Origin of the sequence: Streptomyces sp. NBC_01775 (genome assembly GCF_035917675.1) — a bacterium.
In the GTDB taxonomy this organism is placed as follows: Bacteria; Actinomycetota; Actinomycetes; order Streptomycetales; family Streptomycetaceae; genus Streptomyces.
Genome location: NZ_CP109104.1, coordinates 5,374,617 through 5,387,579, shown reverse-complemented (window position 1 = coordinate 5,387,579; position 12,963 = coordinate 5,374,617). Strand labels below are relative to the sequence as shown.

General features: G+C 68.5%; 11 protein-coding genes and 1 pseudogene. 6 read left to right on the top strand and 6 right to left on the bottom strand.

Going from position 1 to position 12,963, the window contains the following annotated elements; translation table 11 throughout:
- Nucleotides 1-65 precede the first annotated feature (65 nt).
- A complete protein-coding gene (locus OHB04_RS24080) occupies nucleotides 66-1,307 on the bottom strand; it encodes an FAD-dependent monooxygenase (protein WP_326689735.1) in 1,242 nt (413 codons plus the stop codon).
- Nucleotides 1,304-2,725 (bottom strand): MFS transporter, encoded by a 1,422-nt coding sequence (locus OHB04_RS24075; RefSeq protein WP_326692871.1) that lies wholly within the window; start codon nucleotides 2,723-2,725, stop codon nucleotides 1,304-1,306. Before OHB04_RS24075 ends, OHB04_RS24080 begins: the two co-directional genes overlap by 4 nt.
- Nucleotides 2,726-2,910: 185 nt before the next feature.
- Between OHB04_RS24075 and OHB04_RS24070 the strand changes: the two genes are divergently transcribed.
- Nucleotides 2,911-3,543: a TetR/AcrR family transcriptional regulator gene (locus OHB04_RS24070; RefSeq protein ID WP_326689734.1), complete on the top strand. Its 633-nt coding sequence runs from the start codon at nucleotides 2,911-2,913 to the stop codon at nucleotides 3,541-3,543.
- A gap of 778 nt (nucleotides 3,544-4,321) precedes the next feature.
- On the opposite strand, the pseudogene OHB04_RS24065 reads toward OHB04_RS24070, so the two are convergent.
- The 4 genes and pseudogenes from OHB04_RS24065 to ilvD form a co-directional block, all read right to left on the bottom strand.
- Nucleotides 4,322-4,420, bottom strand: a pseudogene (locus OHB04_RS24065) (LysR family transcriptional regulator); the annotation flags it as partial.
- A gap of 393 nt (nucleotides 4,421-4,813) precedes the next feature.
- Nucleotides 4,814-5,032: a hypothetical protein gene (locus OHB04_RS24060; protein WP_326808279.1), complete on the bottom strand. Its 219-nt coding sequence runs from the start codon at nucleotides 5,030-5,032 to the stop codon at nucleotides 4,814-4,816.
- A gap of 765 nt (nucleotides 5,033-5,797) precedes the next feature.
- The gene (locus OHB04_RS24055) at nucleotides 5,798-5,926 is read right to left on the bottom strand and encodes a hypothetical protein (RefSeq protein WP_326808278.1); all 129 of its coding nucleotides are present in this window, start codon (nucleotides 5,924-5,926) and stop codon (nucleotides 5,798-5,800) included.
- A gap of 579 nt (nucleotides 5,927-6,505) precedes the next feature.
- Nucleotides 6,506-8,347, bottom strand: coding sequence for a dihydroxy-acid dehydratase (gene ilvD, locus OHB04_RS24050; RefSeq protein ID WP_326808277.1), 1,842 nt, complete (start codon nucleotides 8,345-8,347; stop codon nucleotides 6,506-6,508).
- A gap of 83 nt (nucleotides 8,348-8,430) precedes the next feature.
- Here ilvD and OHB04_RS24045 point away from each other — a divergent pair, with 83 nt between their 5' ends.
- The 5 genes from OHB04_RS24045 (at nucleotide 8,431) to idi (ending at nucleotide 12,918) form a co-directional block, all read left to right on the top strand.
- On the top strand, nucleotides 8,431-9,297 hold the full coding sequence (locus tag OHB04_RS24045; protein ID WP_326808276.1) for a helix-turn-helix transcriptional regulator: 867 nt from the start codon (nucleotides 8,431-8,433) through the stop codon (nucleotides 9,295-9,297).
- Between the two features lie 380 nt (nucleotides 9,298-9,677).
- The gene (locus tag OHB04_RS24040; protein WP_326689729.1) at nucleotides 9,678-10,730 is read left to right on the top strand and encodes a type III polyketide synthase; all 1,053 of its coding nucleotides are present in this window, start codon (nucleotides 9,678-9,680) and stop codon (nucleotides 10,728-10,730) included.
- Nucleotides 10,731-10,778: 48 nt separating this feature from the next.
- Nucleotides 10,779-11,339, top strand: coding sequence for a cupin domain-containing protein (locus tag OHB04_RS24035; RefSeq protein WP_326808275.1), 561 nt, complete (start codon nucleotides 10,779-10,781; stop codon nucleotides 11,337-11,339).
- Nucleotides 11,336-12,250 (top strand): aromatic prenyltransferase, encoded by a 915-nt coding sequence (locus OHB04_RS24030; RefSeq protein WP_326808274.1) that lies wholly within the window; start codon nucleotides 11,336-11,338, stop codon nucleotides 12,248-12,250. Before OHB04_RS24035 ends, OHB04_RS24030 begins: the two co-directional genes overlap by 4 nt.
- Before the next feature lie 59 nt (nucleotides 12,251-12,309).
- The gene (gene idi / locus OHB04_RS24025; protein WP_326808273.1) at nucleotides 12,310-12,918 is read left to right on the top strand and encodes an isopentenyl-diphosphate Delta-isomerase; all 609 of its coding nucleotides are present in this window, start codon (nucleotides 12,310-12,312) and stop codon (nucleotides 12,916-12,918) included.
- Nucleotides 12,919-12,963 lie beyond the last annotated feature (45 nt).

The window sequence follows — 12,963 nt, the reverse complement described above, 5'->3', positions numbered from 1 at the left end:
AGGGCCGTCATCGCCGACGACCAGTCCCTCGTACGCACCGGCTTCAAGACCGCGCGTGCCCGGGATCACGTCATGGTCATGAATTCGGGCAGGGTGAGGGCCGAATGGGCCGGTCGTCCCTCCGCGGGGGGCATGGCGCTGAGATTGCGCAGCATGTCGTTGCGCTTCTCCAGGGCCCGAGCGGTGGTCGGGAAGAGTGCGGCGTCGCCCTCGCCGACCTGCTCCTGGTTCACGGTCACAAACTCACGGGTGTTGTGTTCGTACGCGGCGAAGCCCGCGGCGTGGTCGCGGTCGGCAAGGGAACCGGCGAGCATGTACGCGCCGACGAGCGCGAGGCTGGAGCCCTGTCCGGTGAGGAACGAGGGCGCGTACGCGGCGTCGCCCACCAGCGCGACCCTGCCGCTGGACCAGCGGGGCATGCGGATCTGGCTGACCCCGTCGAAGAACACGTCATCCGCGTCGCGCATGGCGGCGAGCATGCCCGGGATCTCCCATCCCGCGTCGGCGAAGGCGCAGGCGAGCAGGTCCCATTGGGCTTCCGGGTTCCGGAACGCGTCGAACGGCGGTTCCGGTTGGGCGAAGTTCAAGAAGGCGTGCACTTCGTCGCTGTCCCCCACGGCGTAGAAAGCCGCGGCTCTGCCCGGGGTGTTCCACATCATGACCTCGTGGGAGAGGCCGAAGGTGTTGGGCATGGTGAACACGGCGAAGCAGTACCCGAGGTACCGATGGAACTGCTCTTCGGGGCCGAACACGAACTCCCGGGTACGGGAGTGCATGCCGTCCGCCCCGATCACCATGTCGAACGTACGCCTGCCGCCTCCACGGAAGGTGACGTCGACCCCGTGCTCTGACTGGTCGAGGGTGTCGATGGAGTCGTTGAACAAGAACTCCACGTCGTCACGGACCGCCGCGTACAGAGCGTCGGTCAGATCCCCGCGCCGCACCTCCAGGTCCCGTCCCGCCGCACTGCCGGCGACGGTATGCGGGTTGAGCGAGGCCACCTTGCCGCCGTCCCCGTCGAGGAAGGTGATCCGATGCGAGTCGATGTGCGCGTCCTGCAACCGCGGCAGGATCCCCATCCTCCGGACGACCTCGAGTGCGGTGCCGCGCACGTCGATGGGGTAACCACCGTCACGAAGTGTGCCCGCCTTCTCGACCACCGTGACCGCGAATCCGTAGCGGTTCAGCCAGAACGCGAGGGCGGGCCCCGCGATGCTGGCCCCCGATATCAGGACCTTGCGCCTGGGCCCGGAACGGCCACCCTTGAACGGATCGGTGCGGTCCCTCAACTGATCGGTGCGGGTCATGACTTGGCTCCTTTGCTCATGGTACGGACGACAAGCAGGGACAGCACCGCGACGACACCGGCGATGAGGAAGCCCGTGACGAAGGACGATTCGGACGGGACATCCGACCCGGAAGGGGTCCCCGAGGTGAGGAGCACGCCGCCGAGCATCCCGCCCACGGCGGAGCCCAGCACGCGAGTCACCAGGATCAGGCTGGTGGCGATGCCGGTGTCACCTTCATCGACGGACGACGCGATGCTGGTCACCATGGCCGTCACGCACAGGCCGTTGGCAAGCGCGATCAGCGCCTTGCCGACGACGATGTGCCAGATCTCGGTGTGTGCGACTGACAGGGCGAGCATGGCGGTGGCCATGATGACGACCGCGGTGGCGACCACGGCACGGGAGCCGAAACGCTGCTCCCCGAACCCGCCGGCCGGCCCGGCCAGCGTGGCGACCACGGCGCCGGGCAGGAGGATGAAGCCGATCTCGGTGGCGCTGGCCCCGAAACCGTATCCGTCGCCGGACACGTCGAGCAGCTGCGGAACGAGGAAGACCCCTGTCGCGGTGCCGAGGCAGACCACGAACGTCAGCACACACGACTTCCAGATCACAGGCCGTGCCAGCATGCGCAGGTCGATCATCGGCGCGGCCGAACGACGCTCAACGGCTACCCATCCGGTCACGAAGGCGGCCAGCAGCGCGAGGAGGGCGACGAGCACGAGAGGCTGCGAGCCGGCGTCGGGCGCCACCGCGAGCGTGAGCATGAGCGTGACCAGTATCCCGCTCAAGAGAAGCATGCCCGGCCAGTCGATCCCGGCATCGTCCGACCGGCCCGGCTGATCAGCCGGCATCAGCCTGTTCACCAGCAGGGTGAACCCAATGACCGCGAACGTCGGCACCGCGAACATCCAGTGCCGGGAGAGCGCTTCCGCCACGGGCCCCGCCGCCAGCAGCCCCACCATCGAGCCCCCCACGAACATCCCGCTGACCAGCCCGATGGCCACCTTCGACTCTCCCGCGGGGAGGTGTTTGCGCACCACGATGAACGACAGGGGCAGCGCGCCTATCATCGCCCCCTGCAAGACCTGGCCGAGCAGCAGCACGGGCAGGTTCGGCGCCACCGCGGACACCAGGCCACCGACCGAGACCACCGCCATCAGCCTGATCAGGACTCGTTTTCCGCCGTAGCGGTCGCCGAGCTTGCCTGCGAGCGGAGTGACGAGCGCGCCGGTGATGGCGAGCACGATGTTGAGCAGCGCCCCTGTGGATGGACTGATATCCAGCTCGCGTTGCAGGAGCGGGAGCGTCGGCGCCACCACCGATTCCAGGGCACCGGTGGAGATTGCCAGCAGGCCGAGGGCCCAGACAGCGGCTTTCCCTATGCGGACCGGGGGAGCCAGAGTTGCGGTCGTGGTCATGAACGTCCTTTCCGTCATTGCCGGGCGAGTAAGGGGCCGGCCATACGCGTAGCGCTGCCGCCTTGCCGGGCCCGGCGCGGACACAGCGGCCATTCACGCGGGGCGCGATGTGCATGGCTCCGCCGGGCGGAGCGGGTGTACGAGTGCGGCACGAGTTCGACACTACACTACACGGTGCAGTGTAGAAAGGTTAAGATGTGCCCATGCCGACCACGAAGACACTGCGCGAGGGGTCCACGCGGAAGCGTGCCGCCATCCTCTCGGCTGCCCGGGAACTGTTCCTCGCCGACGGCTTCGACCGGTCCAGCGTCGACGCGGTCGCCGCCCGGGCCGAGGTGTCCAAGCGAACGGTCTACGACTACTTCGGTGACAAGCAGACGCTGCTGCAAGCAGTCGTCGACGCCGTCGGCGAGTCGATGATCTCCACGATCCGGCGCACCCTCGATGACACCCTCACCGACCTCACCGAGGCCGCCGAACTCGAAGACGCCCTGGTCGCGTTCTCGATGCGCATCGCGACCGACATGCTCGGCTCGGCGGAGTACGCGACGCTGCAACGGCTGGTCCGGGCGGAATCCGGTCACCTGCCGCACCGGGCCTACAACTCCATGGCCAACACCCCCGACGAGGCGGTTGCCGAGCGGTTCGCCACCCTCGGCGCGGCCGGGCTGCTCGACGTCCCCGACGCCCGGCTCGCGGCCGACCAGTTCATCGCGCTGACCTTCGGCGTCGCACTGGACAGGCTCGGTTCCGCGAACGCCACGGAGGACAGCCGCGTCCGGCCACTCGTCGTCGAGGGAGTACGGACCTTCCTCCGGGCATACCGAACGAGGTAGGGCTGGGGCAGCACGAGAGACGTGCGGGGCTGGGGCAGCACGAGAGACGTGCGGGGCTGGGGCAGCACGAAGAACAGTGCGGCGTCGGCCCACGTTTCCCTCCCTCGTCTCGCACGACGCGCGCAAGGGGCTGGTCGAGATCCACGACCTGACAGACCGCTCCTCCGTCACTCTGGACGTGAAGGCGGAGACCGTCCGGGCATCGTCAACGGCTCCGGCCAGGCCCACCTGACGGTCACCGCCACGTGGAGCCCGGAGGCCGCCTGGCCACGCCGCGCGCCGACGACCATCAACCGGGACGGGGACAGTTCCGCGGCCACGTGAGGTACGCCTGCCTCCAGGCCCTCGGCCCCGACAGCGCCCGTGGCTTCATCACCGACGCCATCAAGTCGCACATCGACGCGGTGAGCCGCTCCTGAAGGCCCATCGCCTTCCCGTCAGCGACCACTCGCGTCATCCCGGGCATCGGGACAACCTGATGACATGGCCACTCACACCAGGTCAGAGAGGCTCCATGCGTGAGCGGTGCCTGAGCGACGCGTGAGCGGATGGTCGAGCAGAAGCCGCCGCGAGCAGGATCAAGCGTCCTGCCGGGCGCTTCTGACCTGCGAGGGCAGCCGCACCGGCAAGGACGAACACCCCCGATCGCGGATTCGCTCCCACTCCTGAAGCGGGTACCGCAGGTTCGAATCCTGCGGCGGCACGCCACGATGGGCAACGAAGTACCGCCCGAACGACCGGCCCGCACCGCTTCTTCAGCGATGTGGTCCCAGGCCGGGATCTCGACCGAGTCCGGTACTTCGAGCAAGGAGAGCGCGGGCATGATCGTCATTCCGTGACCTGCGCTCACCAAGGAGAGCACCGCTCCGTCGCGCTCGCCCGCGCGGTTCCTCAGCTCTTCCCGAGTTGACGGAGGCCGGGGCCGGGGCCGGGGGAGAATTCTTCGGTTCTTTCCAGCTGCTCAGCCTGCGCATACGGCAGTTCAGCGGTCCGCACCCGTTCCACAAGCCGGAAATCGTCCACCAAGACATCCACGACCGGCACGGTGCCGCTGCTCGCAAGAGGCCCCGTACCTGGATCGGTACGGGGCCTCTGTGACTCCGTACGGCGATGTCGCACGGCAGCGAGGGACGGCGACCGTGGTGATCGCTACGGGCAGGGTGGCCCTTGGCCGATGCCGGCCGGCACATGGCCCCGACAACTGATCCGGCGCCGGGCGAGATCAGTCAGGGCGACCACTGGAGCAGGCAGGGCCGGGGGACCTGTCTCCCTACCTCCTCTTCTTCCTCTTCTCCACGACGGACAGGTGCCCGTCACCATGACGCACCACGCTCATCTTCGGGTCGGACGACTTCCTCTCCTTCTTCTCCGGGTCTTTGTCGACCCTCTTGGTCATTACCTGCGTGCCGTTGGCGTAGGTACTTACTCCGTACTTACCAATTACCGGAGTGTTCCTAATCGGGAGACGCCCGGCCCGCTGCTCGTTCACTGTCGCAAGCCCAGCCTGCTCAGTCCATTCGCTGACGCGCCCGTTTTGACGGGTGTCCGGAACGGCTGTTGACGGGCCGTCGTAGCTGTAGTAGCTGCCCGATTGGCTGCGCGTGTCCGGAACGAGTGTTCGCTCATCGCTGCCCGAGTAGGAGTAGGAGCCGCTCTCGCGCGATTGGCTGCTGTGGTGCGATCGGTGGTCGCTGTGGTGCGATCGGTGGCTGCTGTGGTGCGATCGGCTGGATGTGACCGGAGCGGCTGGCGGCAGGCTGCTGTAGCTGGGTGCCGGTTCCACGGTGCGAATGATGGGTGTGTCTCGCAGGGGGTCCACGGTGTGGTAGCTGGGTGCCGCGCTGGTGATGGAGGATGGCGCGGCGGGGTAGCGGGGTACCGCTGGCACGTATTCCACCGGTGGCCTCGCCGGGTTGGTGTGGCTGGCGCTCGAGTTGTGACTTCCGGAGTAGTAACTCCCGGAGCCGTAACTCCCGGAGCCGTAACTTCCGGAGTTGTAACTTCCGCTGGGCATCCCGATCTCTCTTTCGGAAGTGGTTGCCGCTTTGCGGCACGGTTGAAAGGCACAACGGATCTGCGCTCCCGGCGGTTCAGCGCGTGTCTTTCCGTGGCGTCGGTGGGCGCGGGCGTTCCCGAGGCCGGGGCCTCGTCACGCAATGTCGACAGCCGGGCGCGGCGCTGGGCATGGGCGCGGGCCACGTCGGGGGGAAGCCGAATCTGACGTTCGGCGGAAAGCTCTGAGGCATCGATGTGCTCAGCGGCCCGGACGGTCACTCCCGCCGTCCCCCAGGTCTACGGCGACGGCGGCTTCATACAGGCTGACGTTGGCCGGGCCGAACTCCGTGTTGTAGTCGTTCCGGCCAGGACCCACCCGCTCGGCCATGCCGTGATGCTTGTCGGGCGGACTCGTATGCCTTCTCAGCCTGGTTGGTCCGGCCGACGGCTACGGCTCGTCGCAGGGTGAGGGCACCGCGGAGCGTGACCGCTGCGGTTCTGCCGGACTCGTCGAGCGGGGGCGACTGTCGCGAAGCCTTCCGGTGCCCACGTCACCACCAGTGGGTGGCTCAGGTTTCCCTGGCGAAGACGAGGCGTCGGTCTGGTCGGTGGTGGCCGGGTCGAGGGGCGAGCAAGTGTGGTCGGCCGGGACGCTGCGTCAGCTCCGGCCGAGGCGTCAGCTTCCGGTCGAGGACCGCGGCGAGCGACTCCCGCGCCGGGCCGTCCGGTCGGCCGCAGCGGAGTCCTCGGTGGGAGGCCCGGCCATGGCCGAGGCAGTTGGCTCGCTTGGATCCTGAAGGTGATCCATGGTCGGTATGCCTCCTGTTTCCGCGTCCGCCGTCGTGTCGGTCACGGGGTCCAGCCACGTGCAAGTGCCAGGCTCTGGGCCTTGACTGCCGCTGAAGAGGCCGGGGATGGCGCCCGCCTCTTCAGCGTGGCGGCGGACGCACGGCAGGCTGAAAAGAAGTCAGTCGGTGGGCAGGGCGCGCACGGCGCCCGTATCGGCGGACTGGGCCAGAGCCGCGTAGGCGCGCAAGGCCGTCGAAACGGACCGCTCGGGGCGGCGTGGCCGGTAGCCCGAGCCCTCTCGTTGGCCGCGGCGGGCGGCGAGCTCCGACTCGGACACCTGGAGGTGGAGGGTACGGGACGGGATATCGACGGTGATCAGATCGCCGTCGGCGACCAGGGCCAGAAGGCCTCCGGCGGCGGCTTCGGGCGAGACGTGGCCGACGGACAGGCCGGAACTGCCGCCGGAGAAGCGGCCGTCGGTGACGACCGCCACGGAGTGGGCGAGGCCCCGGCCCTTGAGGTAGGCCGTCGGATACAGCATTTCCTGCATACCCGGACCGCCGCGCGGGCCCTCGTAGCGGATGACCAGCACGCTGCCCGGCTTCACCCGTCCGGACAAGACCGCATCCGACGCCTCCTCCTGGGAGTCGGTGACCACGGCTTCGCCGGTGAACTCGGTCATGCCCTCGGGGACGCCGGCCGACTTGACCACCGCCCCGCCCGGAGCGAGGTTGCCCCGCAGCACGGCCAGCCCGCCGTCGGACGAGTAGGCGTGGGCGGCGTCGCGGATGCAGCCCCCGGCCGCGTCCAGGTCCAGCGATTCCCAGCGGGCCGACTGGGAGAAGGCTGACGCGGAGCGGGCACCCCCCGGAGCGGCGAGGAAGAGATCGGCCGCCTCCGGGGAGGGGGAGGTGGCGCGGACGTCCCAGCCGGACAGCCAGTCGGTGAGCGAGTCGGCGTGGACGGCCTGGACGTCCTCGCGCAGCAGACCGGCGCGGTGCAGCTCCCCCAGGAGGGCGGGAATGCCGCCGGCCCGATGGACGTCCTCCATCAGGTACGCGCTGCTGGGGGCCACCTTGCACAGGCACGGCACCTCGCGCGAACGCGCCTCGATGTCGGACAGGCCGTAGTCCAGCTGGGCCTCGTGGGCGGCGGCGAGCAGGTGCAGCACGGTGTTGGTGGAGCCGCCCATGGCCAGGTCCAGGGCCATCGCGTTGTCGAACGCCGCCCGGGAGGCGATCGCCCGAGGCAGCACGGTGGCGTCATCCTTGTCGTAGTACCGCTTGGTCAGCTCCACGACCGTCCGCCCGGCCTGCTCGTACAGGGCCCTGCGGGCGGTGTGGGTGGCCAGGGTGGTTCCGTTGCCGGGCAGGCCCAGCCCGAGAGCCTCGACCAGGCAGTTCATGGAGTTGGCCGTGAACATCCCCGCGCACGAGCCGCAGGTCGGGCAGGCCGCCTCCTCGATGGCGTCCATATCGGCGTCGGAGACAGCGGGGTTGACCGCCTCGGACATGGTGGTGACAAGGTCCAGGCGCCGGACCTTGCCGCCGGACAGCACCGCCCGGCCGCCCTCCATGGGGCCGCCCGAGACGAACACCGTGGGGATGTTCAGCCGCAGTGCGGCCATCAGCATCCCCGGGGTGATCTTGTCGCAGTTGGAGACACAGACCAGGGCGTCCGCGCGGTGCGCCTGGACCATGTACTCGATGGAGTCGGCGATCAGCTCCCGGGAGGGCAGCGAGTACAGCATCCCCTCGTGGCCCATGGCGATGCCGTCGTCGATCGCGATGGTGTTGAACTCCCGCGCGATACCGCCCGCCGCGCCGACGGCCTCGCAGACGATGCGGCCCACCGGCTGCAAATGGGTGTGGCCGGGGACGAACTCGGCGAAGCTGTTGGCCACCGCGACCACCGGCTTGACGCCGATGTCGGCGCTGGGCACGCCGGAGGCGCGCATCAGGGCGCGCGCGCCGGCCATGTTCCGGCCATGGGTGACAGTGCGGGATCTCAACTGCGGCATCCCCGCATCTTCGTGGCGCGCGGGCATATCGCGAAGACGCTCTTACTGCTATTACTCCCACTACCAGTACATATCCTGCGTACATGGGAACAGCAGCAGAGCGGCGGAAGGAACTGGGCGACTTCCTGCGCGCCACACGCGCACGGCTCAGCCCGACAGCGGTCGGCCTGCCCCCGGCCGGTCCTCGCCGCCGCGGCGGCCTGCGCCGCGAGGATGTCGCCGCCCTCTCCCAGGTCAGCGCCACCTGGTACACCTGGCTGGAGCAGGGCCGCGACATCCAGCCCTCCCGGCACGTCCTGGACGCCCTCGCCCGCACGCTGCGCCTGAGCGGCACCGAGCACGCCTACGTGCTGTCCCTGGCCGGATACGTCTCCCTCACCGAGCCCGCCGAACCGGCGGCCCGCACCGCGCCCGGCCACGTGCAGCGGCTGCTCGACGCGCTGGTCGGATTCCCCGCATACGCCATCGCCCGCGACTGGACGATCACCGGCTGGAACGCCGCGTACCTCGACCTGTACCCGAACGTGGCCACCGTCGCCCCGGAGGATCGCAACTTACTGTGGCTGGTGTTCACAGATCCCTACGTCCGTGACCTGCTGCCGGACTGGGAAGTGACGAGCCGCCGTTTCCTCGCCGAGTTCCGGGCCGAGGCCGGGCCCCGGCTCGGCGACCTCGCCGGCTCCCCGGCCATCCAGCGCCTGCTCGGGGCGAGCGAGGGATTCCGTGAGGCCTGGCAGGACCACCACATCGAGGGCTTCACCTCCCGGATGCGCGTCTTCGACCACCCGGTCGCGGGGGTGCAGCACTTCGAGCACCACCGGCTGGCGCCTGCCGATCACCCCGACCTGCACGTGGTCGTCTACACTCCGGCGCCGGCGAACGACGACGAGACACCCGCCACGCACACGAGCCCGCCCGCACCCTCTCGGCCCGGACCCGAACTCCACTGAGCCCACGGGCAAGGGCGACCGGCGGTGGCGGCGTCCGCCCTGCGAGTCCGGCTCCCTGTACGTCCGATATGCCGTACATGACCGACGCATCGGCCGCGACAGCAAAAACACCACGAGGCGTTGACACGTGCCCTCCGATGTCGAAAGCTGTGCAGCGAGTTGAGGGCACGCCAACTGTGCTGCGGCCCCAATGCAATCCCGTTTCACGCTTTGAGTCACCGCGCCCAACGCCGTGCGCATCGACAACATGAGCGGGCACCCTCACGTTCCGGTTCGGCGAGCGCATCGCCGAACGCCTCGCCTTCGGCCGCCACTCATGAATCAGCCCGCGTCCGCGAATCGGCTCATGGTGTTATTGGGCCAATACAAGAGGGATTGAATTGGCTATATTATGTCGACCTGCCGTCGCCGTCCCGGAATACATCATAACTCTGGAAGAGACTCTGGAGTTTGCCAGGAAGGCACATGCAGGAAAGCCGCAGCTGCCACTCGCTCTCCGACTGATACGGAACACCGGAGTACAGAAGCGGCACCTGGTCCAGCCCATTGAGAAAACCCTGAACCACCCGGGCCTGGAGGAACGCAACCGCATCTACGAGATGGAATCGAAGAAGCGCTGCCCGGAAGTCATCGAAGAGGCCCTGGTGAACGCGCGGCTGAAGGCCGAGGACATCGACGCGATCGTCTACGTGTCGTGCACCGGGTTCCTGATGCCCTCGCTGACCGCATGGCTGATCAACACCATGGGGTTCCGGTACGACACCCGGCAGCTGCCGATCGCACAGCTGGGCTGCGCGGCGGGCGGCGCGGCGATCAACCGCGCCCACGACTTCTGCGCGGCCCACCCGGACAGCAATGTCCTGATCGTCGCCTGCGAACTGTGCTCCCTGTGCTACCAGCCCGACGCCGACGACATCGGCTCGCTGCTGTCCGACGGGCTGTTCGGCGACGCGGTCGCCGCCGCCGTGATGCGGTCCCGCGGCGGCGTCGGCGTCTCCGGCGTGCGGATGGAGCGCAACGCCTCGTACCTCATTCCGAACACCGAGGAATGGATCTCCTACGCCGTACGCGACACCGGCTTCCACTTCCAGCTCGACCGCCGGGTCCCCGGGACGATGGAGCCCCTCGCCCCGGTGCTGCGCGAGCTCGCAGCGGACCACGGCTGGGACGCGGGTGACCTCGACTTCTACGTCATCCACGCCGGCGGCCCCCGCATCCTGGACGACCTCGCCAAGTACCTCGGCGTCGACCGCGCGGTCTTCCGGCACAGCTGGGCGACGCTGACCGAGTACGGGAACATCGCCAGCGCGGTCGTACTCGACGCGCTGCGCCGCCTGTTCGACGAAGACAGCGCGGCTGCCGACCACAAGGGGCTGCTGGCCGGCTTCGGTCCTGGCATCACCGCGGAGATGGCGGTGGGCACTTGGGTGTAGCGAGAACGGACAGGGCGGGCCGGACCACTGGAGCGATCGAGGTACCGAGTGAATGGCATTGTCGTTGGTCCCGGCCACGGGCGGAAACTGATCACGCCTGCGCAGGAGATCACCTTCAAGGTAACGGGCGCGGACGGCTCAAAGGCGTCGGTGTTCGAAGTCGTCGTGCCGCCGGGCTTCGATGTCGGCGCGCACATGCACCACCACTCCGAGGAACTGTTCTGCGTGCTCGAAGGCGAACTGGAGATCTTCGCCTTCGAGCCGGAGCACTACACCGCGACGGACTGGACGAACTGGAAGTCCGCCGGCGGAGATCACCCGGTGCGGGCCACCGCTGGCAGCGTCGCGTTCGTCCCGCAGGGCTGCCCGCACGGGTTCGCGAATCGCACCGGCGCACCGGCGCGGATGCTGTTCACCGTCAACCCGTCACCCCAGCACGAGTTCTACTTCGACCAGCTGGCGGAGATCTTCGCCGAGCCCGGACCGCCGGACCCGGAGGCCATCGAGCACCTGCGCCGCGAGCACGACATCACGCAATTCACCCCGCTTCGCCATAACCGCTCGCAGCCGGGTGCCGCTGACCACCGAGCCGAAGAGAGGAAGAAGTGACCAACACCGTAGAAATCAGTGAGATCTATTCCGCCATCGAAGAGTCGGCCCAGCTACTGGATTTGCCGCTGGAGCCCGACAAGGTCAAAGCAACATTGGCAGCGTTCGAGCCCGCGTTCACCAACTCATCGGTAGCCTTACGAATCGCCACCGGCGCGCGCCGTGAGAAGCTGCTGGGTTACCGGTACATCAAATACACCGGTGATCTGGATCCGCTTGCGACCGCTCACGCCGAAGGGCTGCTGGAACGCGGCGACCATGCCGCGGACCGGCTGTTCTGGGACGTCAAGGAGCGGTTTCCGGTCGAGGGGACCGGCGGAGATTTCGAGATATCCGCCGGCTTCCAGAAGCTCTGGTGCTTCTTCCCGAGCAGCCGGCCGCAGCCACTCGACGAGTTGTCCGAGCTGGCCTCGATGCCGCCCGCGGTGGGGGACAACCTCGGCCTGCTGGCGCGCTACGGGCTGCGCGCGGCCAGCCTGTTCGCGGTCGACTACACCTCCCACACACTCAACATCTATTTCGACGGCCTGCCGGACGGCACCTTCGCGCCGGACCGGGTCAGCGAGTTGATGGGCGAACTCGGGATTCCCGAGCCGGGCAAGGACGTGCTGGACCTGTGCGCCCAGGCTTTCGCGGTGTACTTCACGTTCTCCTGGGAGTCGTCGAAGATCGACCGGGTGTGCTTCCCCGTGCTCGTCCCGGAACCCGAGCTCGTGCCGACCACCCTCGGGCCGACGATCACGCGGCTCGCGAGCGGGGTTCCGTTCGCCGGCGCCGACCGCAAGTGCATCTACGCGACCACGCTGTCGGATCGCGAGATCTACTACAAGCTGGAGCCGTTCTACCGCTGGCAACCCGCGATAGTGAACGCCATGCACTTGGCGAGCCCGCCGGACGGCTCCTCCGCCTAGCCCCCGTGCTTCATGTCGGCTCGTGAGTCCGCTACGGCCCAACCACGCGAAGGAAGTCCATGCCGATCAGCCCGTCCGCGCGTCGTGCCGATGAGTCTCCGGCCGACTCCTCGCCCACCGAAGCGTCGGCCGCCATCATGCTTGAGCTGGTAGATGAGGAGGGCACCACGATCGGCACCGCGGAGAAGGTGTCGGCGCACCTGCCACCAGGCCGGCTTCACCGGGCGTTCTCGGTGTTCCTCTTCGACTCCGACGGGCGGATGCTGCTCCAGCGCAGGGCACCGGGTAAGTACCACTCCCCCGGCGTGTGGTCGAACACCTGCTGCGGCCACCCCTATCCGGGCGAGTCCCCCTTCATGGCGGCGGCCCGCCGCACCGGGGAGGAGCTGGGCGTTGCCCCCTCGCTGCTCCAGGAGGCGGGATCGGTGCGCTACAACCACCCCGACCCGGCGTCCGGGCTTGTGGAGCAGGAGTACAACCACCTGTTCGTGGGACAGGTCTCGCAGGTGCCGCGGCCTGATGCCGGGGAGGTCGGGGAGGTCGCGTTCGTGACGGCCGACGGGCTGGCGGAGCTTCGGGAGAACGCGGCGTTCTCGGCGTGGTTCCCGACGGTGCTGGACGCGGCGCTGCCGGGGATCCGCGAGCTGGTGGGCCCCAGCAGCTGGTGACTCTCCCGACTCGCCCGATCATGGATGCGGTCCCGCTCCTGGCGG